This window comes from Xanthobacter wiegelii (assembly GCF_043193855.2).
Classification (GTDB): Bacteria; Pseudomonadota; Alphaproteobacteria; order Rhizobiales; family Xanthobacteraceae; genus Xanthobacter; species Xanthobacter flavus_A.
Genome location: NZ_CM195529.1, coordinates 1,810,896 through 1,836,094, shown reverse-complemented (window position 1 = coordinate 1,836,094; position 25,199 = coordinate 1,810,896). Strand labels below are relative to the sequence as shown.

The 25,199-nt window shown below is 66.7% G+C and carries 19 protein-coding genes, 4 tRNA genes and 1 pseudogene; 15 read left to right on the top strand and 9 right to left on the bottom strand.

Features of this window, described 5'->3' with window-relative positions:
* Nucleotides 1-724: 724 nt before the first annotated feature.
* From rplA to tuf, 6 genes are all read right to left on the bottom strand, one after another.
* Nucleotides 725-1,423 (bottom strand): 50S ribosomal protein L1, encoded by a 699-nt coding sequence (gene rplA, locus V5F63_RS08440; RefSeq protein ID WP_209488628.1) that lies wholly within the window; start codon nucleotides 1,421-1,423, stop codon nucleotides 725-727.
* A 5-nt stretch (nucleotides 1,424-1,428) separates the two neighbouring features.
* On the bottom strand, nucleotides 1,429-1,878 hold the full coding sequence (gene rplK, locus V5F63_RS08435; RefSeq protein ID WP_024279835.1) for a 50S ribosomal protein L11: 450 nt from the start codon (nucleotides 1,876-1,878) through the stop codon (nucleotides 1,429-1,431).
* A 178-nt stretch (nucleotides 1,879-2,056) separates the two neighbouring features.
* Nucleotides 2,057-2,587 (bottom strand): transcription termination/antitermination protein NusG, encoded by a 531-nt coding sequence (gene nusG / locus V5F63_RS08430; RefSeq protein ID WP_024279836.1) that lies wholly within the window; start codon nucleotides 2,585-2,587, stop codon nucleotides 2,057-2,059.
* A 14-nt stretch (nucleotides 2,588-2,601) separates the two neighbouring features.
* The gene (secE, locus tag V5F63_RS08425) at nucleotides 2,602-2,799 is read right to left on the bottom strand and encodes a preprotein translocase subunit SecE (RefSeq protein ID WP_209488627.1); all 198 of its coding nucleotides are present in this window, start codon (nucleotides 2,797-2,799) and stop codon (nucleotides 2,602-2,604) included.
* Between the two features lie 273 nt (nucleotides 2,800-3,072).
* Nucleotides 3,073-3,149, bottom strand: a tRNA-Trp gene (locus V5F63_RS08420).
* Nucleotides 3,150-3,388: 239 nt separating this feature from the next.
* Nucleotides 3,389-4,579: an elongation factor Tu gene (tuf, locus tag V5F63_RS08415; RefSeq protein WP_029557786.1), complete on the bottom strand. Its 1,191-nt coding sequence runs from the start codon at nucleotides 4,577-4,579 to the stop codon at nucleotides 3,389-3,391.
* Nucleotides 4,580-4,880: 301 nt separating this feature from the next.
* Here tuf and V5F63_RS08410 point away from each other — a divergent pair, with 301 nt between their 5' ends.
* Nucleotides 4,881-5,525: a hypothetical protein gene (locus tag V5F63_RS08410; protein WP_209488626.1), complete on the top strand. Its 645-nt coding sequence runs from the start codon at nucleotides 4,881-4,883 to the stop codon at nucleotides 5,523-5,525.
* A gap of 26 nt (nucleotides 5,526-5,551) precedes the next feature.
* Here V5F63_RS08410 and V5F63_RS08405 read toward each other — a convergent pair whose 3' ends face one another.
* Nucleotides 5,552-6,388 carry a substrate-binding periplasmic protein gene (locus V5F63_RS08405; protein WP_394101997.1) on the bottom strand — a complete coding sequence of 279 codons (837 nt, stop codon included), beginning with the start codon at nucleotides 6,386-6,388 and terminating at the stop codon, nucleotides 5,552-5,554.
* 533 nt (nucleotides 6,389-6,921) lie between these two features.
* Between V5F63_RS08405 and V5F63_RS08400 the strand changes: the two genes are divergently transcribed.
* Together V5F63_RS08400 and V5F63_RS08395 are read left to right on the top strand one after the other, a co-directional pair.
* Nucleotides 6,922-8,352, top strand: coding sequence for a DUF1254 domain-containing protein (locus V5F63_RS08400; protein ID WP_394101998.1), 1,431 nt, complete (start codon nucleotides 6,922-6,924; stop codon nucleotides 8,350-8,352).
* A 132-nt stretch (nucleotides 8,353-8,484) separates the two neighbouring features.
* On the top strand, nucleotides 8,485-9,096 hold the full coding sequence (locus V5F63_RS08395; protein WP_209488623.1) for a hypothetical protein: 612 nt from the start codon (nucleotides 8,485-8,487) through the stop codon (nucleotides 9,094-9,096).
* Nucleotides 9,097-9,387: 291 nt separating this feature from the next.
* On the opposite strand, the gene V5F63_RS08390 is transcribed toward V5F63_RS08395, so the two are convergent.
* Nucleotides 9,388-9,461: transfer RNA gene (locus V5F63_RS08390), tRNA-Gly, on the bottom strand.
* A 132-nt stretch (nucleotides 9,462-9,593) separates the two neighbouring features.
* Nucleotides 9,594-9,678 (bottom strand) — tRNA-Tyr (locus V5F63_RS08385).
* 300 nt (nucleotides 9,679-9,978) lie between these two features.
* Here V5F63_RS08385 and rlmB point away from each other — a divergent pair.
* From rlmB to V5F63_RS08325, 12 genes and pseudogenes are all read left to right on the top strand, one after another.
* Nucleotides 9,979-10,836 carry a 23S rRNA (guanosine(2251)-2'-O)-methyltransferase RlmB gene (gene rlmB / locus V5F63_RS08380; protein WP_209488622.1) on the top strand — a complete coding sequence of 286 codons (858 nt, stop codon included), beginning with the start codon at nucleotides 9,979-9,981 and terminating at the stop codon, nucleotides 10,834-10,836.
* A 326-nt stretch (nucleotides 10,837-11,162) separates the two neighbouring features.
* Complete coding sequence (locus V5F63_RS08375; protein WP_209488621.1) at nucleotides 11,163-12,830, top strand: MFS transporter; 1,668 nt, start codon at nucleotides 11,163-11,165, stop codon at nucleotides 12,828-12,830.
* A 140-nt stretch (nucleotides 12,831-12,970) separates the two neighbouring features.
* Nucleotides 12,971-13,045: transfer RNA gene (locus tag V5F63_RS08370), tRNA-Thr, on the top strand.
* 297 nt (nucleotides 13,046-13,342) lie between these two features.
* Nucleotides 13,343-13,633: pseudogene (locus V5F63_RS08365) on the top strand (HoxN/HupN/NixA family nickel/cobalt transporter); the annotation flags it as partial.
* A 306-nt stretch (nucleotides 13,634-13,939) separates the two neighbouring features.
* Complete coding sequence (locus V5F63_RS08360; RefSeq protein ID WP_209488620.1) at nucleotides 13,940-14,098, top strand: hypothetical protein; 159 nt, start codon at nucleotides 13,940-13,942, stop codon at nucleotides 14,096-14,098.
* 90 nt (nucleotides 14,099-14,188) lie between these two features.
* Nucleotides 14,189-14,395 (top strand): hypothetical protein, encoded by a 207-nt coding sequence (locus V5F63_RS08355; RefSeq protein WP_394029750.1) that lies wholly within the window; start codon nucleotides 14,189-14,191, stop codon nucleotides 14,393-14,395.
* A gap of 616 nt (nucleotides 14,396-15,011) precedes the next feature.
* Nucleotides 15,012-15,224 (top strand): cold-shock protein, encoded by a 213-nt coding sequence (locus V5F63_RS08350; RefSeq protein WP_024278065.1) that lies wholly within the window; start codon nucleotides 15,012-15,014, stop codon nucleotides 15,222-15,224.
* A 205-nt stretch (nucleotides 15,225-15,429) separates the two neighbouring features.
* Nucleotides 15,430-15,558 carry a hypothetical protein gene (locus tag V5F63_RS08345; protein ID WP_394029751.1) on the top strand — a complete coding sequence of 43 codons (129 nt, stop codon included), beginning with the start codon at nucleotides 15,430-15,432 and terminating at the stop codon, nucleotides 15,556-15,558.
* Nucleotides 15,559-15,567: 9 nt separating this feature from the next.
* Nucleotides 15,568-15,873, top strand: coding sequence for a hypothetical protein (locus V5F63_RS08340; RefSeq protein ID WP_394101999.1), 306 nt, complete (start codon nucleotides 15,568-15,570; stop codon nucleotides 15,871-15,873).
* Between the two features lie 27 nt (nucleotides 15,874-15,900).
* Nucleotides 15,901-16,164, top strand: a complete 264-nt coding sequence (locus tag V5F63_RS08335; protein ID WP_169124479.1) for a DUF1488 family protein — start codon at nucleotides 15,901-15,903, stop codon at nucleotides 16,162-16,164.
* A 96-nt stretch (nucleotides 16,165-16,260) separates the two neighbouring features.
* Nucleotides 16,261-16,482 (top strand): hypothetical protein, encoded by a 222-nt coding sequence (locus tag V5F63_RS08330; RefSeq protein ID WP_209488616.1) that lies wholly within the window; start codon nucleotides 16,261-16,263, stop codon nucleotides 16,480-16,482.
* A 103-nt stretch (nucleotides 16,483-16,585) separates the two neighbouring features.
* Nucleotides 16,586-25,144 (top strand): glycoside hydrolase family 94 protein, encoded by an 8,559-nt coding sequence (locus V5F63_RS08325; protein WP_394102000.1) that lies wholly within the window; start codon nucleotides 16,586-16,588, stop codon nucleotides 25,142-25,144.
* Nucleotides 25,145-25,199: the final 55 nt, after the last annotated feature.

Here is a 25,199-nt window from a genome sequence, read left to right as displayed (position 1 = left end):
TCTTTAAGCCTTGGCGGCACCCTCAACCTCCCGAAGGAGGCGTCCGGTCCCGCCGGTTGCGCCTTGCCGCGTCCTGCGGCCAACCTGTCTGACGACATGGAAGGCCGCGATCCGCGACGCTCTCATGCCCTGTCCCCTATTGCCCGGGCACGGAATTCCGTGTCGCGAAGCGCAAGGCGCTGGTTCCGAACCGATCTTCATCTCCGCCGGCTCGCGCCGTCCGGAGGGCAAATTACGGTCTTCCCCGTCTATGCTGGCTCCCCATTAACCACCCGTTAGGGCGGATTTCGGGAATTAAGCCTTGATCCTCGGCCCGATTGAGCGAACATCCCTTGCGGGCGCATCTCCATCGGGCCGGCACCACGGCACCGGCAGTCTCGGACAGGACTTTGCCTGCTGGTTCGCCCGGAGGCTCCAAGGAGCCACCCGAACGCCTGACAGACGACAAGGCCGGGCGGGCGAACCCTCCCAGCCCTTCCACCCGGTCAAGGGCGAAAGCCACAATACCTGATCCGGGCAGCAAGCCGCCCGGGAACAGCCCATATAGAGGCTGCTCTTCCTCTTGTCACGCCCCGATCATGATCCTTGCGCACTTTTTGCATACGGCAGCTGCCGGCCTGCCATGCACCGATGGAAGGCCGTGCGAACCTCGCCAAGACGTGACATCCAAACGAAAAGGCCGGACCAACCGGCCCGGCCTTTCCAGAAGCTTGATCTGTGCCGATCAGGCGGAGAGCACGGTGGACGGCTCAACCTTGATGCCCGGCCCCATGGTGGAGGAGACTGCGACGCGCTGCAGGTAGGTGCCCTTGGCGCCGGCGGGCTTGGCCTTCACCACCGCGTCCACGAAGGCGCGGATGTTCTCGGCCAGCTTGTCGGCCGGGAACGAGGCCTTGCCGATGCCGCCGTGGATGATGCCGGCCTTCTCGACGCGGAACTCCACCGCGCCGCCCTTGGCGGCGGCGACGGCGCCCTTCACGTCCATGGTCACGGTGCCGACCTTCGGGTTCGGCATCAGGCCGCGCGGCCCGAGCACCTTGCCGAGACGGCCGACGAGGGGCATCAGGTCCGGGGTCGCGATGCAGCGATCGAACTCGATGGTGCCGCCCTGGATGGTCTCCAGGAGGTCCTCGGCGCCCACGATGTCGGCGCCCGCCGCCTTGGCCTCGTCGGCCTTGGCGCCGCGGGCAAACACCGCCACGCGCACGGTCCGGCCGGAGCCGTTGGGCAGGTTGCACACGCCACGGACCATCTGGTCGGCGTGACGGGGATCCACGCCGAGGTTCAGCGCGACCTCGATGGTCTCGTCGAACTTGGCGGTGGTGCGCTCCTTGAGGAGCTTGAGGGCGTCGTCCAGGCCGTACAGCTTGTTACGGTCGATGCCCTCGTTGATGGCGCGGATGCGCTTGCCTTCCTTCGCCATGGCGCTCACCCCTGAACCTGCAGGCCCATGGACCGGGCCGAACCTTCGATCATCTGGACGGCGGCCTCAACGGTGTCGCAGTTCAGATCCTTCATCTTCTTCTCGGCGATCTCCGCGAGCTGGGCGCGCGTGACCTTGCCGACGAAGGTGCCCTTGCCGGGCGTCTTCGAGCCCGAGCCGGGCTTCTTCTTCGTCTCGAGGCCGGCGGCCTTCTTGAGGAAGTAGGAGACCGGGGGGGTCTTCAGCTCGAAGGTGAAGGAGCGGTCCTGATAGGCCGTGATCACCACCGGGATCGGCATGCCCTTTTCGAGCTGCGCGGTCTGGGCGTTGAACGCCTTGCAGAATTCCATGATGTTCAGGCCGCGCTGACCGAGCGCGGGACCAATCGGCGGGGCCGGATTGGCGCTGCCGGCGGGCACCTGCAGCTTGACGTAACCGGTAATTTTCTTCGCCATTTCAACAACTCCCAAAATGCGCCGCCGTCCGGTGAGGGAGCGGCGGGCGGGATTGCGTGGTGCGGGTCAAAAGGGCGCTTGGCGAGACGCCCCCTCCCCTCCCACGCCGGCGCACGGCCCCAAGGCAGCGCGCCAGACTTCGGCCCCTTGCCCCCGAAGGAGCGACGGGCCGTTCCGGTCAGACCTTCTCGACCTGACCGAATTCGAGTTCCACCGGCGTCGCGCGGCCGAAGATGGACACCGCCACCTTCAGGCGCGAGCGGCTGTCGTCCACCTCTTCCACGATGCCGTTGAAGGAGGCGAACGGGCCGTCCGACACCTTCACCGTCTCGCCGACCTCGTAGGAGATCGACGGCTTCGGACGCTCGATGCCTTCCTGCACCTGCTGCAGGATGCGCATGGCCTCCGATTCGGAGATGGGCATGGGCTTGTTGTCGGCGCCCAGGAAGCCGGTGACCTTCGGCGTGTTCTTGATGAGATGGAACGCCTCGTCGGTGAGGTCCATCTTCACCAGGACGTAGCCGGGGAAGAACTTGCGCTCGGCATCGACCTTCCGGCCGCGGCGCACTTCCACCACCTTTTCGGTGGGCACGAGGATCTGCTCGAACAGGTCGGTCAGGCCACGCTGGTCGGCCTGCTCGCGGATCGAGTCGGCCACCTTCTTCTCGAAGTTCGAATATGCGTGAACGATGTACCAGCGCTTCGCCATGTGGGCCTCCCGCCTCAGTGCCCGAGGGTCAGCAGCGTGGAGACGCCGAACCGGATGATCTGGTCGGCCACGAGAAAGAAGATGGACGCCAGGAACACCATCACGAACACCATGGCGGTGGTGATCAGCGTCTCGCGGCGGGTGGGCCAGGTGACCTTGGCCGTCTCCGCGCGGACCTGCTGATAGAACTCCATCGGGCTGTTCTTCGCCATGGCGTCTTGCCGTCCGTTCCTGTTGCCGCCCGTTCCCGCGCCGCCTGCTCATGCGCCCCGGACCGCCCGGTGGCGCGGATGCGGCACTTGCCGCTTAAATTCTCTTCCCGCCGGCTTCGGCTCTCGCGAGACGTTGCTGCGGTGCTGCCTTCGGCGGGGCCGGGCCATGCCTCATATGGGCCACCCGAAACGCGCCTTCAAGCCGTGCCGTTTCGGCGGCGTCTCGCCTGACCTGCCATCCCGAGCAAGCCCGCTCCTTGGGCTTTCCGGAAATGGCAGGAGTGGAGGGACTCGAACCCCCAACCCCCGGTTTTGGAGACCGGTGCTCTAACCAGTTGAGCTACACTCCTAAGGCCTGCGCCCCGACGCCCGGAATAATCCGCTATTCAGCGATCAACCTGCCTCGAGGGTAGACTCCGCCGCGCCGGGAAGTGACCCAGCGCATCGGCCGGCTGTGTTTAGTGGGATGCCGCGCGGCTGTAAAGGGGCGGCTGGATGATCTCGTGCCGTGTCCCCAACTCAGGCCGCCGCCCAAAAGCAAACGGGCGCCCGAAGGCGCCCGTCCGGAAAGACCTGAGGGTCTTTGCAATCACTCGATGATGGCAGCGACGACGCCGGCGCCAACCGTACGGCCGCCTTCACGGATGGCGAAGCGCAGCTTCTCCTCCATGGCGATCGGAACGATCAGGTGCACGTCCATCGACACGTTGTCGCCCGGCATCACCATCTCGGTGCCTTCGGGCAGCGTGCACACGCCGGTCACGTCCGTCGTGCGGAAGTAGAACTGCGGGCGGTAGTTGGTGAAGAAGGGGGTGTGACGACCACCCTCTTCCTTCGTCAGGATGTAGGCCTCGGCCTTGAACTTCGTGTGCGGCTTCACCGAACCCGGCTTGCACACCACCTGGCCGCGCTCCACGTCCTCGCGCTTGGTGCCGCGCAGCAGGATGCCGACGTTGTCGCCAGCCTGGCCCTGATCGAGCAGCTTGCGGAACATCTCGACGCCGGTCACCGTCGTCTTCACCGTCGGGCGGATGCCGACGATCTCGACTTCCTCACCCACCTTGATGATGCCGCGCTCGACGCGGCCGGTCACCACGGTGCCGCGGCCGGAGATCGAGAACACGTCCTCGATCGGCATCAGGAACGGCAGGTCGATGGGACGCTCGGGCTGCGGGATGTAGGCGTCGACCGCCTCCATCAGCTTCAGCACCGCGTTCTTGCCCAGCTCCGGATCGCCGTTCTCCAGCGCAACAAGCGCCGAGCCGCGGATGATCGGGATGTCGTCGCCGGGGAAGTCGTACTTCGAGAGGAGCTCGCGCACCTCCATCTCCACGAGCTCCAGGAGCTCCGGATCGTCCACCATGTCGCACTTGTTCAGGAACACCACCAGCGCCGGCACGCCGACCTGACGGGCGAGCAGGATGTGCTCGCGGGTCTGCGGCATCGGGCCGTCGGCCGCCGACACCACCAGGATCGCGCCGTCCATCTGCGCCGCGCCGGTGATCATGTTCTTCACATAGTCGGCATGCCCGGGGCAGTCGACGTGCGCGTAGTGGCGGTTGTTGGTCTCGTACTCAACGTGAGCGGTCGAGATCGTGATGCCGCGCGCCTTCTCTTCCGGCGCCTTGTCGATCTGGTCGTACGCCGTGAACGTCGCGCCGCCGGACTCCGCAAGAATCTTCGTGATCGCAGCCGTCAGAGACGTCTTGCCGTGATCAACGTGACCGATCGTGCCGATGTTGCAGTGCGGCTTCGAGCGGTTGAACTTCTCTTTGGCCATTTCTCTCTCTCACTCTCGGTCAGCGCCCCGCGCGGGCCGCCAAAAAATCCGCCGTGGGATAGGGGGTTTCAGGGGCGGATGCAAGAGGCGCTTCATTGGGGCGGGACATGCTGCGGGGCATCCTCCACCCCGTTGGGCCGCGGCCCGATTGGCGTCCGGCCTCGGCGCGGGCGCTCCGGGTTCTTGAGCCGACGTGTCATTGCAACCACACACATCCAAAACGTGCACTTCCCAGCGGAATACGCCTTGCCATGCGGGCGGCCGCCCGACACCGTCCGTCACAAAAGGGCGGGAGGATCGATTGAAACTGCGAATCTGCACGACGGCCATGCTCGCCGTCGCGGTGCTTCTTGCCGCCTGCTCCACTTTGCCGAAGCACACCCTGACCGAAGCCGACGTGGCCGGCCTCACGCTTGCCAGCGTGAAGGTCACGTTTCCCTCCGACGCCGCCGTGAAATGGGCCGAGGCCGACGCGCTGGAAAAGAAGGAGCAGGAGACGCCCAGGGCCGATCTCCACCGCGTCGAGCGCGCCGGCTTCCGCTCCTATGCGGAGCACCGGCTCGCGGCGGCCCTGACGACCGAGAGCCACCGACTTCTGCCGAGCCTGATGCAGGGAACGCGTCCCGCACGGCTGGAAATCACCGTGCGCAGCCTGCTCATTCCCACCTCGTCCGAGCGGACCGGGCAGGTCATGGCGGCGACCGCTTTGACAGCCGTCATCGCCGGCCCCCTCGCCGCCGGTGTCGCCGTGAGCACGACCCAGGGCATCTTCATCACCTGCGATGTCACTCTCGTGGACGTGCCCACCGGGGCGGTCCTCGCCGCCGTGGCCGATGTGAAGGCCTCAAGCGCGGCCGCCCAGTTCAGCGGCGAATCCGTGGACAGCATCGCCGCCGCGGTGATCGGCAAGGTGAAGGGCTGGCTGGCGGAAAAGCCCTCGGCCTGATCCTGGGGGCGAGGCCCTCCCCTCGCCTATCGCCCGTCATCCGGACAGGCATCCTGGCCCCGGCCGGCACCGTAGGGCGTCGCGGCGATGAAGGCGTTGAGCGCCTCCGCCACGCCGATCGATTTCGCCCGGACGATGAAGGAGAAGGGCTCGTTCCTCACCTTGCCGTCCGGCGTCATCATGCAGTGGGGCCACACCGGGACGAGGCCCATCTTCCGGGACAGGTATTGAACGGTGCCAAGCCCTGAGCCGAACGCGAAGGGGCCATCGTCTCCCGAGGCATCACGGACCCGCCGCGCATTCTCCACGTCGTCCGAGGTGCCGATAATGGTGACATCCGGGACGTGGCCATTCGCAACCCGGCTTCTGACATCGACATCCGCCGTCGAGCCGGCGATGACCATGATCGTCTTGCCCTCAAGGTCGCCTGCACGCGACAGCTTCCCGGCATCGGCCTTGCGGACGCCGAAGGCGCGCAGGACGAAATAATAATGATCCGACCACACCCCCGCCGCGCCCGTCTCCTGCCGGCGCGCGGCAAGGTCGGCAATGCCCGAGGCGGCGATGTCGCAGGCTCCCGCGCCGGGGCGCAGCCACAGCCCGTCGAAATCCGCCACCTCCACCGGCAGGAACCGGAGCCCCATCTTCGCGGCGAAGGCTTTCAGATAGTCCACGTCCGATCCCTCCCACGCGCCGGCATCGGACTTGCCGACGAAGGGCGGGAAGGTAGCGAACATGCACACCGAGAGCGTGCCCGGCGCGAGCGTTTCGAGGGGCGCAGCGGCCAGCGGCGGCAGGGCGATGACGGCCGACAGGCCCATTCCGGCCGCGAAAGCCTTGGCCCAACGTCGAACTCTACGCACGCGCGTCTCCTTGAAGCTCCACCGGAACAATAATCAGGGCAGCCGCACGCGCAACGCGGCGGTATCGCCAGCGCGGGGCCGCCCGATCCGCGCACGCCGGCCTCCCTGGCTGGGCGACACGGAAACCCTGATGCGGGCCGCTGAGCCCTCTTTGCCGAATCCTGCGCCCGGCAAGAAGTGAGCGAACGTCCTCAAATACCAGTCCGCTTGAGAACGGCAGGGCAGTTCGGGTTTGTATGTAAGTTGGAGCCAATTTTCGGCGGGCAAAGGGCCGCTGGGGTCCCTCTGCGCCCGATGATCCGCGAAGTCATTACAATATTTGTACAAATTTCTTCTTCGTCAGCACGTACCAAATTCCGGGAGGCTACTGTATTACCACCCTCCGTAACGACAGGTGCCGACGTGCTGCCCCGAAGCTTCCCGCGATGGCGCGCAAAGCAAAACCTGCCCCTTTGGCTTGATATAACGTCCCGCCGCGCCGCAGGGCCGCCAGAGGCAACGCAAGTTGCACGTTGTTGATCGGGGGATACGCGATGAAAGTTTCCAGGCGCACAGTTGCCGCCGGTCTCGGCCTTCTGACAGCGAGCACCGCGCTTGGCTCGGCTCAGGCAGAAGGCCTGATCCATGAATTGACCGCCGACGTCGAGGACCTGCGCGCCGCCTCGGAAGCCTATATTTACGGCTATCCGCTGGTGACCATGGAAATGACCCGCCGGGTGATGACCAACGTTGCCACCGCGGAGGGCACGCGGGCGCCCATGGGACAGCTGGTGCGCTTGCGCACCTATCCCGACGCGAGCTTCCGCGACGTCACGGCGCCCAACGCCGACACGCTCTACACCACCGCCTGGCTCGACGTGGGCAAGGAGCCGTGGATCGTCAGCATCCCCGACATGAAGGGGCGCTACTTCCTCTTCCCCATGCTCGACGGCTGGACCAACGTGTTCCAGGTGCCGGGAACGCGCACCACGGGCACGGGTGCGCAGACCTATGCCATTACCGGTCCCGGCTGGAAGGGCACGCTGCCGGCCGGCGTCGTGCAGTATAAATCTCCGACCGCTCTCGTCTGGCTGCTGGGCCGCATCTACTGCACCGGCACGCCGGAGGATTATGCGGCGGTGCATGCGCTTCAGGACGCCTGCAAGCTCTATCCCCTCAGCGCCTGGGGCAAGGACTACACGCCGGCGGCGGGCACGGTGAACCCGGCCATCGACATGAAGACGGCGGTGCGAGACCAGGTGAACGGCCTCAGCGGTGTCGATTACTTCAAGCTGCTCGCCGAACTGATGAAGACCAACCCGCCCGCCCCGGCCGATGCCGCCATCCTGCCCCGGCTGGCCGCGATCGGCATCGTCCCCGGCAAGGATTTCGACCCCAAGGCCGCCGATCCCGCCGTGCTCAACCGGGTGCCGAAGTTCAGCTTCGACCGCATCATGGCGCACTTCGTGACCGGGTCGGAAATCAAGAACGTGAACGGCTGGCGCTTCACTACCGCGACCGGCGTCTACGGCACGGACTACATCCAGCGCGCCCTCATCACGGCCGTCGGCCTCGGCGCGAACCGGCCGGAGGATGCGGTCTACCCGACCTCGCTGAAGTCCGGCGGCGGCCTTCTCGCGCGCAAGTACGACGGCTCGAAGACATATGTCATGCACTTCCCCAAGGGACAGCTTCCCCCGGTGAAGGGCTTCTGGTCGCTGACCATGTATGACGAGAATTATTTCTTCGTCGCCAATCCACTGAACCGCTATTCGATCAGTGCCCGGCAGAACCTCAAGACGAATGCCGACGGCTCGGTCGACCTCTATATTCAGCACGCCTCGCCGGGCGCCGACAAGGAATCCAACTGGCTCCCGGCGCCGGCCGGGACGTTCGTTCTCATGCTGCGCATGTACTGGCCGAACCCGAAGAAGCCCTCGATCCTCGACGGCAGCTGGAAAATTCCCGCCGTCACGGCCTCCTGACGCCGCCGCATCACGCGGCGCGGGTCAGGCAATAGCGATGCGCCGGGGCGCAGGCCGCCGAAAAGACGATCCGCGTTTCGGGGCGCATCCATGCGCGTTCCCATCCATACAACGATCCAAAAGGACTATCACATGACCTTTCGCACCCTGAAGCTGGCCATCGTCGCCGCGAGCCTCGCCACGGCGAGCGTGTTCACCGCCCTGCCGGCCGCCGCACAGGATGTGCCGAAGCCCGAGGCGATAGACGTCGTGACCCTGCCGGGCCTCGGCAGCGCCACGATCCTCTCCTGGAAGGTGCGCTTCGTGTCCGCCAATCCGGCGACCCGCACCGTGGTGCTGGAGACCCCGGCCGGCAAGCGCTGGGCCGTTGTCGCGCCGCCGCTGGTGGGTGACCTCAGCGCCTTCCGCAACGGGCAGAGCCTGCTGATCCGCAAGCTGCCGGGCGTGGTCACGGCCATCGCCAAGCCCGCCAAGAACGAGCCGGCGGAAGTGCTGAACGAGGTCGTGGTCAATGACGGCCTCCCCGGTCTGCCGGAAGGCTTCGGCCTGCGCGAGGTGACGATCGTCGCCCCGGTCGTCGCCACCGATCCCGCCGCCGGCACCGTGAGCTTCCCCGGCCCCGATGGCTACCTGCGCGTCCTGAGGGCCGCCAATGCCACGGTGCTCAGCGCGCTGCCGACGCTCCAGCAGGGCACCAACGCCAAGTTCACCTACGTGGAAGGCCTCGCCATCAACGCGCAGTGACCGGCCGCGCAGCGGTCGTTTCAGGATCGGAACCTCGACCTCGGTGGGGTGTACGTGCGGGCCCCAGGCCGCCGTGCAACGAGGCGGGGTTCCAGGCCGTCAGGGGCGCCGAGCGCCCCTGACGGCCGTTTATTTGGGACGAGCCGTCGCCATCGCCCTCGGCCCGACGGCGGCACGGTCTCCCCTCCCCCGCGAATCAATTGGAATGCGGGCGGTGCCTGGACCGGCCCACGCTCATATGGGGGACGTTGCCGCGCAGAGCGGATTGATCTGATTTTCGGCAGATGAAGCTGGAGCGGGTGAAGGGAATCGAACCCTCGTATTCAGCTTGGAAGGCTGCTGCTCTACCATTGAGCTACACCCGCATTCCGACCGGCTTAACACGCCGGCCTTAAGGGCGGAAGAGGTGGCAGGCGACCGGATCGACCGGTGCCGTCCTGCTTCCAGGGACCGGCGCAAGCGGTCCCGCGCCCCTGAGAGCGTATCGCGACGACGGGTGGTGGAGGGGGTTGGATTTGAACCAACGTAGGCAGAGCCAACGGATTTACAGTCCGTCCCCTTTAACCACTCGGGCACCCCTCCATAACGACGCCCGTCATCGCGGACCTTCATGCCGAAGCAGGAAGGCTTCGAGCCGGACTGGTGATGCAGGAAAGCCCCAGCGGCCGAAGGTGACGCAGAGCCTGAACTCAAATCGCCATCCGAGGCCGGGTTTATGTGAAAACACCGTCCCGAAGTCAACCGGAAATCGCCGCCTCATGCGCCGGCGCCCGCGGCCCTGTGGACGGCTTGGCCGCCCGCACCGGCGCAGCCGGCCGCGAAAGGCCCGTCCCCACCGCGACGCCCCTTGCGCCGGGCGGCCGCGTCTGACAAAGCCACGGCATGTCTGATCGTCCGCCTCGCGAACCGCGCCGCCCCGGCGCCCGCCCGCCCTTCGCCGGCCGTGGCGGCACGCGCCCATCCGGCGCGCCGTTTCCCCCGCGCAAAGGCAAGGGCGGCGGCAAGCCACCGCCGTGGGCCGGGGCGGAGGACGTCGCCCTGCTCTATGGCTGGCACACGGTCGCCGAGGCCATCGGCAATCCCAAGCGGCGCTTCCGCAAGCTGATGGCCACGGAGAACGCCATCCACCGCCTCGCCGAGGAGGGCCTCGTGCCTCCGGTCACGCCCGAGCTGGTGCGCCCCGGCGACATCGACAAGCTGCTCGGCCCCGATGCGGTGCATCAGGGCCTGCTGGCGGAAGTCGATCACCTGCGCTCGCCGCCGCTCAAGGATCTGGCGCAGAGCGAGCTCGTGCTGGTGCTCGACCAGATCACCGACCCGCACAATGTCGGCGCCATCGTGCGCTCGGCGGCGGCCTTCGGGGTCAGCGCCATCGTGACCACCGCGCGCCACAGCCCGGTGGCGACCGGCGTGCTGGCCAAGAGCGCCTCCGGCGGGCTGGAGCACGTGCCTTTCTGCCTGGTGCAGAATCTCTCCCGCGCCCTGACCGAGCTGAAGGACAACGGCATGCTGGTGGTGGGCCTCGACAGCGCCGGACCGGCGGACATCGAGGACACCGGCCTGAGGGCGCCGCTGGCTCTGGTTCTGGGCGCCGAGGGCAAGGGGCTACGCCAGCTCACCCGCGAGACGTGCGACGTGCTGGCCCGCATCGACCTGCCGGGCGCCATCAAGAGCCTCAACGTGTCCAACGCCGCCGCCCTGGCCCTCGGCATCGCCCGCCGCGCACTCAAGAAGAGCTGAAGCGCAGCGGAACCGGGGCGTGCAGCCGCGCTGCAGCGCACCCACAATTCCGCCCTGCACCTAAGACCATTGACCAATCGTAAGGTCGCCACACCTTCGCCATGATACCGCTCGGCGCGCCGTGCGCGCCCAGCCCTGTGGGATATCCGCGCGCCAACAATGACGCGGAACCCAGAGGGTCTACCGGAGGAACGCCCTGAGATCCGCCGCACGCCACGTGCGGACGGCCTTGTGGGCTTGCGCCGAAAAGACCCTCTCCCGCAGGACCTGTTGGGTCCGACATCCGCCGGCGGCGGAGCCCCGAAGCGATGGGAGGGAGTGGTTCCATGAGCGTGACAACAGCGGGGGCGGCAGCGAAGCCCCGCCCCATGAGCCGGGAGGAGAAGAAGGTCATCTTCGCCTCGTCCCTGGGCACCGTGTTCGAGTGGTACGATTTCTATCTGTACGGCTCGCTGGCGGCGATCATCGGCGCGCAGTTCTTTTCGGCCTATCCGCCGGCCACCCGTGACATCTTCGCCCTTCTGGCCTTCGCCGCCGGCTTCCTTGTGCGCCCCTTCGGCGCCATCGTGTTCGGCCGCATCGGCGATCTCGTGGGCCGCAAATACACCTTCCTCGTCACCATCCTCATCATGGGCCTGTCGACCTTCATCGTCGGCATCCTGCCCAACGCGGCCACCATCGGCATCGCCGCTCCGATCATCCTCATCGCCCTGCGCCTGCTGCAGGGCCTCGCCCTCGGCGGTGAGTATGGCGGCGCTGCAACCTACGTGGCCGAGCATGCCCCGCACGGCCGCCGCGGCTTCTACACCTCGTGGATCCAGACCACGGCGACCCTCGGCCTGTTCCTCTCGCTGATCGTCATCCTGTTCACCCGCACCATCGTGGGCGAGCAGAATTTCGCGGCCTGGGGCTGGCGCGTGCCGTTCCTCGTCTCCATCGCTCTGCTCGGCATCTCGGTCTGGATTCGTCTCCAGCTCTCCGAATCGCCGACCTTCCAGAAGATGAAGGAGGAGGGCACCACCTCCAAGGCACCGCTGTCGGAGGCCTTCGCCAAGTGGGGCAACCTCAAGGTCGTGCTGATCGCGCTGTTCGGCCTCGTCGCCGGCCAGGGCGTGGTCTGGTACACGGGCCAGTTCTATGCCCTGTTCTTCCTGCAATCGATCCTCAAGGTCGATGGCTACACCTCGAACCTGCTGATCGCGTGGTCGCTGGTGTTCGGTACGGGCTTCTTCGTGTTCTTCGGCTGGCTGTCCGACAAGATCGGCCGCAAGCCGATCATCCTCGCCGGCTGCCTGATCGCCGCGGCGAGCTACTTCCCGCTGTTCAACATGATCACCACCTACGCCAATCCGGCGCTGGAAAAGGCGATCCAGAACATCCGGGTCACGGTGGTGTCCGATCCGGCGAACTGCGGAAGCCTGTTCAACCCGGTGGGCACCCGTATCTACAGCCAGCCCTGCGACCTCGCCCGCGACTTCCTCGCGAAGTCCTCGGTGAAGTACTCGACCGAGGCCGGCCCCGCCGGTTCCCCGGTGCAGCTGAAGATCAACGACACCGTGATCCCCTATACGCCTGACTTCAACAAGAACGCCCTGGCGGCGCTGCAGTCGGCGGGCTACCCGTCCGCGGCGACCAACAAGGACGTCGTGAAGATGGCGCATCCGTTCGACATCTTCCGCCCGCAGGTGGCGGCGGTGATCGGGCTGTTGTTCATCCTCGTGCTGTTCGTGACCATGGTGTACGGACCGATCGCGGCGGCTCTGGTCGAGCTGTTCCCGGCCCGCATCCGCTACACCTCCATGTCGCTGCCCTACCACATCGGCAACGGCTGGTTCGGCGGCCTGCTTCCGGCGACGGCCTTCGCCATGGTGGCGGCCACCGGCGACATCTACTACGGCCTCTGGTACCCGATCGTGATCGCGCTGATGACCTTCGTCATCGGTCTTCTGTTCGTGCCCGAGACCAAGGATCGCAACATCGATCACTGGCACTGAGCACCCGCGCAGCCCTGCTGCGCGGCCTCAGATCGAACGGCTCCGCCCCCCGGGCGGGGCCGTTTTCATGTGACCCAACCGCCGCGCTTGTCCGTGCGCGGCGCCGCTGCTAGAGGAAAAGACGCACCCGAATGGGGGCCGCCGGATTAGCACAGCGGTAGTGCAGCGGTTTTGTAAACCGAAGGTCGGGGGTTCGATCCCCTCATCCGGCACCATTCCCCCCAACCCACGACAAGAGCTGCGTTGCAGCTCATGCCGATCCTCTTTCCGAGGCCTGGCGAGCTCAGGATGGCGGAATGGAGCGAGTTCGACCTGGAAAAGGCCGAATGGACCATTCCGGCGGCGCGCATGAAGATGCGACGTCCGCACCGGAGCCCCCTGCCCCGACAGGCAGTATCGATCCTCAACCGGCTGCACCAGATCACAGGACGGGGAAGGCTGGCCTTCCCCTCGATCCGCACCGTGCTCCGCCCGAAGGGAAGAAGGCGTCCAGGAATCTAGGGGCGGTTCACCTGATCCCATGCCCTGCGGCCATCACCGTGCTGCTGATCTGCATGCAGCTCAAGCAGTTGAGCATCGGCTTCGTGCTGGTGGTTTGCTTCAGCATCGGCCTTGCTCTCACGCTGGTATCGGCCGGCCTGCTCGCCGCGCTCAGCGTCCGGCATATCTCGCGGCGGTGGTCCGGCTTCAGCGCCTTCGCCCGGCGTGCTCCCTATGCATCCGCCGCGCTTATCTTGATGGTCGGGCTATACACCGCCTGGCTTGGCTGGCATGGGCTGGCCATGATGCCCCATCTCTCCTAACCTGGGGCCTATCAAGGGCTAGGGTATTCGTCCGCCTCCACGCGGGCCATGGGAGCGCGATCCGCGAGGTTGAGATGGCCTGAAGCACTTCGGCCCGCATCGAGGAAACCGGTCGCAGGCGGTTTGCTGTCCACCGGGGCTGCAGCGGCGCTTTCAGCACCCCAACTGGTGAACAGAAGTTCGAGATTGGCAGCTTGAGCGGAACAGCAAAACACGACGATCAACGTACATATAGTTGGACGCATTGTAGTAAAACGAGTAACGTCGCGCTTCGTCTGAGAACTGCCCTCCGGAAAGGAGCGCGCAATGCCCAGCATCCATGACGACTTCGTGCATCGCAATAACATTAAGAACTTTGAAAAAAAGATCGAGACTGAAACGGACCCAACCATCCGCAAAATTCTTATTCGCCTGCTTGCGGAAGAAAAAGCTGACAGAATTCCTGCGCCATCCCGCAAAACGTAGATCTGCCTCGGAGGGGAGACGCAGGGATGCTCGCGATGCAGATGGAAATCCATTCTGACGCGGCCCATCTGCCTAGCAGGAAATGATAAAATGCAACGCTTGGCGGCGCTGGAACGTGCAATTATCATGTTTACAGCCATCGAAACATCTATCGCATCGAGTGATCGGATGTTGATGTTGTCTTTGCTCGGAGACATAGTCGCAGACTCAGATAAAATGCGAATTCGCGAGGGGCTTTTGTTGCGCCCTGTGACGCTCAAAACCGCTGGGTTCACGTTAAAATCGAATGCCAGTTGAATAGACCATCGGCATCTGCCTCCGCCGGAGGCGGATGGGGGCAGAACAGCCGCCCCGCAACGGCTGCTCTGCCCTCCTCAATTTGCCACCCCGCCCTCGACGATCGGACAGCAGCTGAGGAACGTAATCTCCGGTCACCAGTCATGGACGCGACCGGCGCAGCGTCGTGCTGATGATCGAACGGATCTGCCGGAGCATGGGCTATCCGCGGAACATCCGGGCGAATCACCGGCCGATGGAAGCGAAAGGTGGTGGTGCGGCGGATTTGGAGAGGAATCAAGGGCGCCTCGGTGGGGCTCTGCCGCGCTTGGGCGTCTGGCCAGGCTGCGCAAACAAAAGCGCACCTGGCTAGCCTGGGGTCAGGTCTGCTCAAAGGGGGCGGGACCATAAGCTTAGCACATGGGCGGGCTGCGGCCTTGTTGAATTGATTGACCTATAAATAATGTTGCAAATTCGCGGATATCGGAGCATAGTGATCTGGTCGATACAAAGCCTGATCAATTGGTTTTGCGCAGATTTGTATTTTGCGCCCATCCAGAAATTCTCGCCAGAAAATGCGATGTCGACGACTGGCCATGGGCCGGTGAGCTAATTATCGAAATTGAGAGGGTTTCCCATGACTGAGGGAACCGTGAAGTGGTTCAACGCCCAGAAGGGCTTTGGATTCATCGCTCCTGATGCGGGCGGCAATGACGCGTTCGTCCATATCAGCGCTGTCGAGCGCTCCGGCCTTGGCGAGCTGCGCGAAGGCCAGAAGGTGGGCTTTGAGCTCGTCGCCGATCGCAAGAGCGGGAAGATGTCCGCGGACATGCTCAAGGATCTGAGCTGACCTAATGGCCGGCAGCCCGAGTCTTTCAGGAGCGCCGGACTGATCGTTGTTGCCGAAGGCTGACCGCGGATGTACCGGCAGCCCCGGTGGCGATGTGCCATCCCTTTGCCTGGCAGAGCGCCCGACGCCCTGTGGCCCTTGATGGTCGCAGGGCGTTTTTCGTTTCGCCGGCAGGATCGACCCACGTGCCCGAGAGGAGACGATCATGGCCAAAGGACAGATGCGCGGCAATCGCGAAACCAAGAAGCCGAAGAAGATCAAGGTGCCCGAGCCGCCGGCGTCGTTCGTGAAAGGGTCTCCCGTTTCCTTGGGGCAGCCCAAGAAGAAAGGCTGAGGTGATGTCATGAACGTCCGCACCCGTGAAACCACGGTCACGTTCGACCACGCCTTCCATCTCAGCGATACGGACGGCGACCTCCCGGCGGGAACCTACCGACTCGTCATCGACGAGGAGCAGCTTCTCGGCGTCTCATTCCTGGCCTACCGGCGCATGGCGACGATGCTGCACACGCCCGCCCTCGCGGCGCCCCGGGGTCGAAGCAAGTGCCTTTCGGTGAATGCCGCCGAACTCGATGCCGCCGTCTTGAAGGACCAGCAGACATCCGCGAGGGCGCGTGAAGCCCCTTCGGCGGACGCGCTCCTCCTTTGACGGATGGGCCGCAAACAGGAGGCTTCCATGACCCTTCAGTTTCCCAATGCCAGCCGCGTCTTTGATCCCGTCAGGCGCTGCGTGACCTTCTGGGGGCACGATTCCGCCTTCGAAGTCGCGTTCCATCTCGATGCCGATGTCCTGACGCGGTTCAGTCCCCAGAGCGGCCACGACGAGGCCGCGTCCCTGCGCACCTTCGACACCAACCGGCAGCGGATCGAGCGCGCCGCGAGCGGCGTCTACGCGCGGCGGCGGCAAAGCTTCCACCGCCTGTCCACGTCCGACTTCTAGGGCCCACCATCGGCCGGCGCCCCGGCCCCCTTCGCACGATCGCACGCGAGCGGTGCGTCGCACGCCGTGCCTCCGGCAAGAAAGGCGTTCGATCGCATGAACAAGGGCCTCCAGATCGTTTTCCAGTCGCTCGACGCGGAGCACGTCCTCGCCCGGGTCATCTGGCGCGAGCAGGACAGCGGCGGCGGCAGCCTCACGCTCGAGATTCCTGTCCGCAATAGCGCGGCCGCTCCCAAGAGCACCGAGCAACTCCAGGCCGACGCCCGCGCCCTTGCCGTCCGCTTCGCCCGGGCCTTCGCGGACACCATTCAGGATTAGGGCGGTGTCCCGCCGGTCATGAGACCGCACGCGAAGCTGTGCACATCGACAGCGCTTTCCGCACGGCCGATCACCGGCCGCACCACGCGGCAGAAAGGTCCATTTGCTTTCCCTTCTTCTCAGTGTCTTCGGGCGCACACCCGCATCCTCGCCGTGGGATCAGCAGCCCATCCGCGAGGAACTGTTCGGTTCGGAAAGGCTTGAAGAGCACGCCCGCAGCCTTGCGTCCGCCCAGATGGTGGAACCGCGGCTCGCCCGGGGACACGCGCTCTCCGCCCGCCTCGCCGACAATGGCGCCATTCTGCTGGCCGCCTACCGCGCCATCGCCACATCCGTCGCGGAAGGCGGCGCCATCACCCCGTCGGCGGAATGGCTGATCGACAACTATCATCTGGTGGAAAAGCAGATCCGGGAGATCCGCTCCGATCTGCCGCCGGGCTACTACCGCCAGCTTCCCAAGCTCGCCGGCGGGCCGTTCGCGGGGTATCCGCGCGTGTTCGGCGTGGCATGGGCTTTCGTGGCCCATACCGACAGCCGTTTCGATCCGGAGATGCTGACGCGCTATCTCACGGCCTATCAGGAGATCCAGCCGCTCACTATCGGCGAGCTGTGGGCGGTCTCCATCACCTTGCGGATCGTGCTCATCGAGAATCTCCGGCGCCTGGCCGAGGCGATCGTCGACGACCGGATCGCCCGGCGCGAGGCTGATGCGCTGGCCGATCGGCTGCTGGGCGTCGGCGGGACACCCGGCGAGCCGGTCGAACGCGTGCTCGGCAAGCATGAGCAGGGCCAGATCTCCGACGCCTTCGCCGTCCAGCTGGTTCACCGGCTGCGCGATCAGGACCCGCGGATCACTCCGGCTTTGGTCTGGCTCGACCAGCGCCTGGCGGCGCGGCACACGACAGCCGACACGGTGGTGCGCGACGTGCACCGCAGCCAGGGCGCGGCGAACGTCACCATCCGCAACATCATCACCAGCCTGCGGCTGATCTCCGACCTGGACTGGCAGGACGTCTTCGAGCGCACCAGCCTCGTCCACGCTTTGCTGTCCGCCGGAAGCGACTATGACGCCATGGATTTTCCGACCCGCAATCTCTACCGGGACGCCATCGAGCAACTGGCGCGCGGGTCCCGGCACAGCGAACTCGATATCGCCCGGGAGGCCATTGCCGCAATCGAGAGTGCCTGCGCTGCGCATCCCCATCAGGAGCCGCTCCCGCGTGACTGCGAGCCCGGCTATCACCTGATTGGAAGCGGACGGCGCGCCTTCGAACGTCACGTCGGATTTCGCCTGCCCATCCGCAATATCTCCACCCACCTGAACCGGGCTTTCGGCGTCGGCGGCTATGTGGCCGCCATCGCCATCGCGGCAGCAGTGCTTCTGGCCCTGCCGCTTCTCGCCCTCGGTGCCGCCGGCGTCGGTGCGGCACAGCTCGTTATTCTCACTCTGCTCGGATCGGTGCCGGCCATCGATGCCGCGGTGGCCCTGGTCAATCGCGCCATGAGCTTCGGCTTCGGGGCAACGGCCCTGCCGGCGCTTGAGCTGCGCGATGGCGTTCCCTCCCATCTGCGCACCCTGGTGGCGGTGCCCACCTTGCTGACGAGTCCCCCATCCATCGCGGAGAATGTCGAACGGCTGGAGATTCATCACCTCGCCAGCCCCGAAGGCGACCTGCATTTCGCTCTTTTGTCCGACTGGACCGATTCCGAGTCGGAGCATGCGGACGGCGACGACGCCCTGCTCGCCGAGGCTGCGGCGGGGATCGCAGCCCTCAACGCGCGCTACGGGCCCGCGCCGGGCGGTGCCCGGTTCGCCCTGCTGCACCGGCGGCGGGTGTGGAATGCGGGCGAGGCGCGCTGGATCGGCTGGGAGCGCAAGCGCGGCAAGCTGCATGAGCTGAACCGCCTGCTGCGCGGCGCCACCGACACCACGTTCGTGGACATCGCCGGATCTCCGCCGAGCCTGCCGGAGGGCGTGCGCTATGTGGTGACCCTGGATGCCGACACCCGGCTGCCGCGCGACACGGTCCGCCGGCTCATCGGCAAGATGGCCCATCCGCTCAACCGACCCCGCTTCGATGCGGCGGCGGGCCGCGTAGTGGAAGGCTATGGTGTGCTGCAGCCGCGCGTAACGCCCTCTCTGCCCATGGGCGAGGAGGGATCCCTGTTCCAGCGCACATTTTCCTCCATGAGCGGCATCGACCCCTACGGTTCGGCGGTGTCCGACGTCTATCAGGACCTGTCAGGCGAGGGCTCCTATGTCGGCAAGGGCATCTACGACGTGGACGCCTTCGAGGCGGCGCTGAACGGGCGCGTGCCGGATTCCACCCTGCTCAGCCATGATCTGTTTGAAGGGGTGTTTGCGCGCGCGGGCCTCGCCTCCGATGTGGAAGTGGTGGAGGAGTTTCCCGCCCGCTACGACGTCAGCGCCCTGCGGCGCCATCGCTGGGCGCGGGGCGACTGGCAGCTTCTGCCCTGGATACTCGGACGCGGCCCCAAGCTTCCCGGCGCCGCCCCCGGCTTCGACACCATGCCCGTCATGGGGCGCTGGAAGATGCTCGACAATCTGCGCCGCTCGCTCTCGGCGCCGCTCGCCGTTGCGGCTCTGGTCGCCGGGTGGACGCTGCCGTTCGCCGCCGCGCTGTTTTGGACCGCCGCCGTGCTGTTCACCCTCGCGCTGCCGCACTTCATTCCGGTTCTCGCGGCCATCGTGCCCCGCCAGCGCGGCATCGCAGCTGTCAGCCATCTGCGCGCCCTGCTGGCCGACCTCAGGCTGGCGACGCTGCAATCCACACTCAATGTGGTGTTCCTCGCCTACGAGGCCTGGCTGATGGGCGATGCCATCGTGCGCACCCTGTGGCGGCTGCTGGTCACCCGCAGCCACCTGCTGGAATGGGTGCCCGCCGCGCAGGCGAGCCTTGCCCGGCACCTCGACCTTGCGGGCTCCTACCGCCGGATGGCCGGAGGCTTGATCATCGCTGCGGTCGCGGTGGCTGTCGCGGCCGTCGCGGGAGAGGGCGCCTGGCCGCTCGCGGCCGTGTTTGCCGTGGCGTGGGCTGCATCGCCAGCCGTGGCGTACCGCATCAGCCGTGCGCCCCATCCGGCAGGCCAGCTGGAAATGTCCGACGCCCAGGCACAGACCCTGCGGCTGACCGCGCGGCGCACATGGCGGTTCTTCGAGACGTTCGTGACGGCGTCCGACCATCATTTGCCGCCGGACAACTTTCAGGAAGACCCTGCGCCCGTGGTGGCGCACCGGACGTCGCCCACCAATATGGGCCTCTATCTTCTCTCCATCGCGAGCGCCCGCGATTTCGGATGGCTCGGCACCGATGCCGCTTTGGGGCGGCTGGAAGCGAGCCTTGCCACCATGGCGCGACTTCCCCGCTTCCGCGGCCACTTCTTCAATTGGTATGATACAAGTGACCTGCGCCCGCTAGACCCGAAATACGTCTCCACGGTCGACAGCGGCAACCTCGCCGGGCACCTCATCGCGCTCGCCAACGCGCTCCATGCGTGGAATGCGTCCGAGCAGCCCATCGCGCAGCGTCTGGCCGGCATTGCCGATGCGCTGGACCTGACCCGCGAGGAGGCCGGCCTCCTCGCCGACGGACGGCGCACCCAGACGGTGACCCTCCCGCAGCTGGACGAGACCCTCGCCGCCCTTGCCGCCGGCGCGCGCCGGGCCTCACACGCGGACGAGGATCTCGCCCTCCGGCTCGCCGATCTCGCCGCCGGCGCGGACACCATGATGGATATCGCCCTCGCCCTCGCCACCGAGCGCGGCGACGCTGCCGGCGCGGATATGCTGTTCTGGGCGCGGGCCAGCCTCGACATCATCGCCAGCCATCGCCGGGACCTCGCACACAGCCAGACGCAGGAGACCGCGCTCGCCTCCCGCCTCGCCGCACTTGAGGATGCGGCCCGCGCCATGGCGCTTGAGATGGAGTTCGGCTTCCTCCTGTCCCGCGACCGCAACCTGTTGTCCATCGGCTATCTGGTGGCGGAGGGGACGCTCGACCCCAGCTGCTACGATCTTCTCGCCTCGGAAGCCCGCCTCGCCAGCTTCTTCGCCATCGCCAAGGGGGATGTCCCCGCCAAGCACTGGTTCCGCCTCGGGCGCTCGGTGACGCCCATCGCCCATGGCGGCGCGCTGATCTCGTGGTCGGGCTCCATGTTTGAGTATCTGATGCCGTCGCTGATCATGCGTGCGCCCGCCGGCAGCCTGCTCGACCAGACCAACCGGCTCGTGGTGCGCCGGCAGATCGACTATGCGGCCGACCTGCGGGTGCCGTGGGGGATTTCCGAATCCGCCTACAACGCCCGCAACCTGGAACTCACCTATCAGTACTCCAATTTCGGCGTTCCCGGCCTGGGGCTGAAGCGGGGGCTGGGCGACAATCTGGTGGTCGCGCCCTACGCGACCGCTCTTGCCGCCATGGCCGACCCGATCGCCGCCTGCGCCAATCTTGCCCGGCTCCGGGAGGCCGGCGGCCGTGGCCGCTACGGCTTCTACGAAGCGCTGGACTACACCACGAGCCGCGTCCCGGTGGGCGCGCGGCATGCCGTGGTGAAGGCCTTCATGGCGCACCATCAGGGCATGACCATCGTCGCCATCGCCGACACGCTGATGGGCGGCATCATGCGCGCGCGCTTCCACGCCGAGCCGTTGATCCAGGCGACGGAACTGCTGCTGCAGGAGCGCACGCCCCGCGACGTGGCCGTGGTTCGCCCCTGGTCGGCGGACGGGCGCTCGACGGCCCGCGCCCGCGATCTGGATCCACCTGCCGGCCGCACCTTCACCTCTGCGCGGCAGGCAACGCCCGCCACCCACCTGCTCTCCAACGGGCGCTATTGCGCCATGCTGACGGCCGCCAGCTCCGGCTACAGCCGCTGGGGCGACTTCGCCGTCACCCGCTGGCGTGAGGATCCGACCTGCGATGACTACGGCTCCTATGTCTTCATCCGCGACGTGCACAGCGGAGAGGTCTGGTCGTGCGGGGCCCAGCCGAGCGGCGTCGAGCCGGCCGCCTATCATGTGACCTTCCACGAGGACCGCGCGGAATTCGCGCGCCGCGACGGCACTCTGGAGACCACGCTGGATGTGCTCGTCTCCGCCGAGGACGATGCCGAGGTGCGCCGCGTCTCGATCTCCAACACGGGCACCCGCTGGCGGGAGCTGGAAATCACCTCCTACGCCGAGCTGGTGCTGGCGCCCCAGTCCTCCGACATCGCCCACCCTGCCTTTTCCAAGCTCTTCGTCGAGACCGAATACCTCTCCGACATCGGTGCGATCCTCGCGACGCGCCGGCGGCGCTCGCCGGGCGAGCCGGAAATCTGGGCCGCCCATTTCAGCGTGCTGGATGGCGAGGCCGTGGGTGGGCCGGAGATCGAAACCGACCGGGCCCGCTTCCTCGGCCGCGGCCATGGCGTGCGCGACCCCATCGCGATCATCGACGGGCGGCCCCTCTCCAACACCACCGGCAGGGTGCTGGACCCCATCTTCGCCCTGCGCCGGCGCGTGAGGATCGAGCCGGGCGGCATGGCGCGGGTGGCGTTCTGGACCATGGCAACGTCCAGCCGCAGCGCGCTGCTGGACGGCATCGACAAGCATCGCGACACCGCCGCCTACAGCCGCGCGGCAACCCTCGCCTGGACGCAGGCTCAGGTCGAGCTCTACCACCTCGGCATCACCGCGAGCGATGCGGCCACATATCAGCGGCTCGCCGGCTATGCGATCTACGCTGCGCCGACGCTACGCCCGTCGTCCGACACCCTCCTGCGCGGCGGGGGGCCGCAGTCCGGCCTCTGGGCGCAGAGCATTTCCGGCGACCTCCCCATCGTGCTGCTCCGCATTTCCGACCTCGACGACATCGATGTCGCCCACGAACTGCTGAAGGCGCACGCATACTGGCGCATGAAGCAGCTGGCGGTGGATTTCGTGATCCTCAATGAACGCCAGTCGTCCTACGTGCAGGATCTGCAGATCGCGATCGAAGCCCTCGTACGCACCAGCCGCTCGCAGCCGCAGGCGGAGCGGAAGCCCACGGGGCGCGTCTTCGTGCTGCGGGCCGATCTCATTCCGGGGGAAACGCGGTCGCTCCTGTCCTCCATCGCCCGCATCGTCCTCGTGGCGCAGCGCGGCAGCCTCGTGGAGCAGCTGGATCGGATCAGCGAAGCCGAATTCGCCGCCAGCGCCCCGCCCAAGCGTCGCGTGGTGGTGCCGGAGCCGCCGCCCATCGTGCCGGAGCTGGAATTCTTCAACGGCCTCGGCGGCTTCGCCGACAATGGGCGCGAATATGTGACCGTGCTCGGCCCGGGCCGGTCCACCCCGGCGCCGTGGATCAATGTCGTCGCCAACCCCGCGTTCGGCTTCCACGTGGCCACCGAAGGCAGCGGCTGCACCTGGGCGGAAAACAGCCGGGAGAACCTGATCACCCCCTGGTCCAACGATCCCGTCACCGATCGGAGCGGCGAAGCCTTCTACCTGCGCGACGACGAGACCGGCGCCGTCTGGACGCCCACCGCCTTGCCCATGCGCGACGAGGCGGCGACCTACGTCGCCCGGCACGGGCGCGGCTACAGCGCCTTCACCCACGCGGCACACGGGATCGCCAGCGAGCTCATCCAGTTCGTGCCGGTGGAAGGCTCGATCAAGATCGCGCGCCTGAAGCTGCGCAACATGACCCATCGCCCGCGCCGGATCTCCCTCGCGGCCTATGTGGAATGGGTGCTTGGCCCGTCACGCGCCGCAACTTCTCCGTTCGTGACCACGGGCATCGACGACGAGACCGGCGCGCTGTTCGCCCGCAATACCTGGAATGGGGATTTCGGCGCCCGTGTCGCTTTCCTCGACATGGCCGGACACCAGACCGACTGGACGGGCGACCGCAGCGAATTCATCGGCCGGAACGGTACCCTCGCCGCGCCCGCGGCGATGCTGCGGGGCGGACGGTTCTCCGGGCTGGTGGGAGCGGGTCTGGACCCCTGCGGCGCCATGCGCACCACGATGGATCTGCGTCCCAACGCCAGCGCGGAAATCGTCATCCTGCTTGGCCAGGGCGCCGATGCGGCGGAGGCCCGCGACCTGATCGCCCGGTTCCGCGCCGCCGACCTCGACGCGGTCCTCGCCGAAGTGACCCGAGGCTGGGACGCCATCCTCGGCGCCGTCGAGGTGCACACACCCGACCGCGCCATGGACATCATGCTGAACGGCTGGCTGCTCTACCAGTCGCTGGCCTGCCGGGTGTGGGCGCGCTCGGCTTTCTACCAGGCAAGCGGGGCCTACGGCTTCCGTGATCAACTGCAGGATGGCATGGCCCTCGCGCCGCTGCGTCCCGACATGACGCGCGCCCATCTCCTGCGCGCCGCCGGGCGGCAGTTCGTGGAGGGCGACGTGCAGCATTGGTGGCTGCCCCATTCCGGCCGCGGCGTGCGCACCCGCATCTCCGACGATCGGGCCTGGCTCGCTTATGCCACCGCACACTATATGAAGGTGAGCGGCGATGGCGCGGTCCTCGATGAGGCGGTGCCCTTCCTGGAAGGACAGAGGCTCCATCCCGGCGAGCATGAGGCCTTCTTCCCGCCCAGTGTGTCCGATCAGTCTGCATCCCTTTTCGAGCACTGCGCCCGCGCCCTGGACGAGAGCCTCGCGCTCGGGGGGCACGGCCTGCCGCTGATCGGCACCGGGGACTGGAACGATGGCATGAACCGTGTGGGCGAAGGCGGCGAAGGCGAGAGCGTCTGGCTCGCCTGGTTCCTGCATGCTGCGCTGACAGCGTTTGCGCCCCTCGCTGAAGCAAGGGGAGAGGATGGTCGGGCCGCGCGCTGGCGCGCCCATGCGGAAGGACTTCAAGCCGCCCTCGAGCGCACGGCGTGGGATGGAGACTGGTACCGCCGCGCCTTCTTCGATGATGGCACCCCGCTCGGCTCGGCCATGAGCGACGAATGCCGCATCGATTCCATCGCGCAGTCCTGGGCGGTGCTCTCCGGCGCGGGCGATCCCGCGCGGGCGGTCCGCGCCATGGCGGCCGTGGAGCGGGAGCTGATCCGGCCGGGGGAAGGGCTGGCGCTGCTGTTCACGCCGCCCTTCGACAGGACGCCGCTGGATCCCGGCTACATCAAAGGCTATCCGCCGGGCATCCGCGAGAATGGCGGCCAATACACCCATGCGGCGCTTTGGTCCGTGATGGCGTTCGCGGCCCTGGGAGAAGGCGACAAGGCCTCGGACCTGTTCTCCATGCTCAATCCCATCAATCACGCGCGCACTCGCTCGGACGTGGTGCGCTACAAGGTCGAACCCTACGTGCTCGCTGCCGACATCTATTCCGAGCCGCCCCACGCGGGCCGCGGTGGCTGGACCTGGTACACCGGCTCCGCGGGATGGATGCAGCGGGCGGGGATCGAGAGCATCCTGGGCTTGCGCAAGGAAGGGGACATGCTGCGCCTTGATCCCTGCATTCCGCGGGACTGGCCCGGGTTCGATCTCACGATCCGCCATGGCGCGGCGCGCTATCGCATCACCGTGGACAATCCGAAGGGGGTGAGCCGGGGCATTGCTTCGGCAACCCTCGACGGTGTTGCACTGTCCACAAGCCCGCTCCTCATCCCGCTGCGGGATGAACCGGGAGAGCGTGCCGTCCACGTACGGCTCGGGTCCTGACGCGACAAAAACCTTCACCGGAGCCCCTTGTGCAGGGCGACTGGCAGGGCCATCT

Excerpts from the sequence above, each read along its gene's own strand:
- nusG (WP_024279836.1), bottom strand. The coding sequence starts at position 2,587 with ATGGCGAAGCGCTGGTACATCGTTCACGCATATTCGAACTTCGAGAAG.
- V5F63_RS08395 (WP_209488623.1), top strand. The coding sequence starts at position 8,485 with ATGACCTTTCGCACCCTGAAGCTGGCCATCGTCGCCGCGAGCCTCGCC.
- rplK (WP_024279835.1), bottom strand. The coding sequence starts at position 1,878 with ATGGCGAAGAAAATTACCGGTTACGTCAAGCTGCAGGTGCCCGCCGGC.
- V5F63_RS08400 (WP_394101998.1), top strand. The coding sequence starts at position 6,922 with ATGAAAGTTTCCAGGCGCACAGTTGCCGCCGGTCTCGGCCTTCTGACA.
- tuf (WP_029557786.1), bottom strand. The coding sequence starts at position 4,579 with ATGGCCAAAGAGAAGTTCAACCGCTCGAAGCCGCACTGCAACATCGGC.
- V5F63_RS08355 (WP_394029750.1), top strand. The coding sequence starts at position 14,189 with ATGCAACGCTTGGCGGCGCTGGAACGTGCAATTATCATGTTTACAGCC.
- V5F63_RS08340 (WP_394101999.1), top strand. The coding sequence starts at position 15,568 with ATGAACGTCCGCACCCGTGAAACCACGGTCACGTTCGACCACGCCTTC.
- rlmB (WP_209488622.1), top strand. The coding sequence starts at position 9,979 with ATGTCTGATCGTCCGCCTCGCGAACCGCGCCGCCCCGGCGCCCGCCCG.
- V5F63_RS08360 (WP_209488620.1), top strand. The coding sequence starts at position 13,940 with ATGCCCAGCATCCATGACGACTTCGTGCATCGCAATAACATTAAGAAC.
- V5F63_RS08345 (WP_394029751.1), top strand. The coding sequence starts at position 15,430 with ATGGCCAAAGGACAGATGCGCGGCAATCGCGAAACCAAGAAGCCGAAG.
- V5F63_RS08335 (WP_169124479.1), top strand. The coding sequence starts at position 15,901 with ATGACCCTTCAGTTTCCCAATGCCAGCCGCGTCTTTGATCCCGTCAGG.
- V5F63_RS08350 (WP_024278065.1), top strand. The coding sequence starts at position 15,012 with ATGACTGAGGGAACCGTGAAGTGGTTCAACGCCCAGAAGGGCTTTGGA.
- V5F63_RS08375 (WP_209488621.1), top strand. The coding sequence starts at position 11,163 with ATGAGCGTGACAACAGCGGGGGCGGCAGCGAAGCCCCGCCCCATGAGC.
- secE (WP_209488627.1), bottom strand. The coding sequence starts at position 2,799 with ATGGCGAAGAACAGCCCGATGGAGTTCTATCAGCAGGTCCGCGCGGAG.
- rplA (WP_209488628.1), bottom strand. The coding sequence starts at position 1,423 with ATGGCGAAGGAAGGCAAGCGCATCCGCGCCATCAACGAGGGCATCGAC.
- V5F63_RS08330 (WP_209488616.1), top strand. The coding sequence starts at position 16,261 with ATGAACAAGGGCCTCCAGATCGTTTTCCAGTCGCTCGACGCGGAGCAC.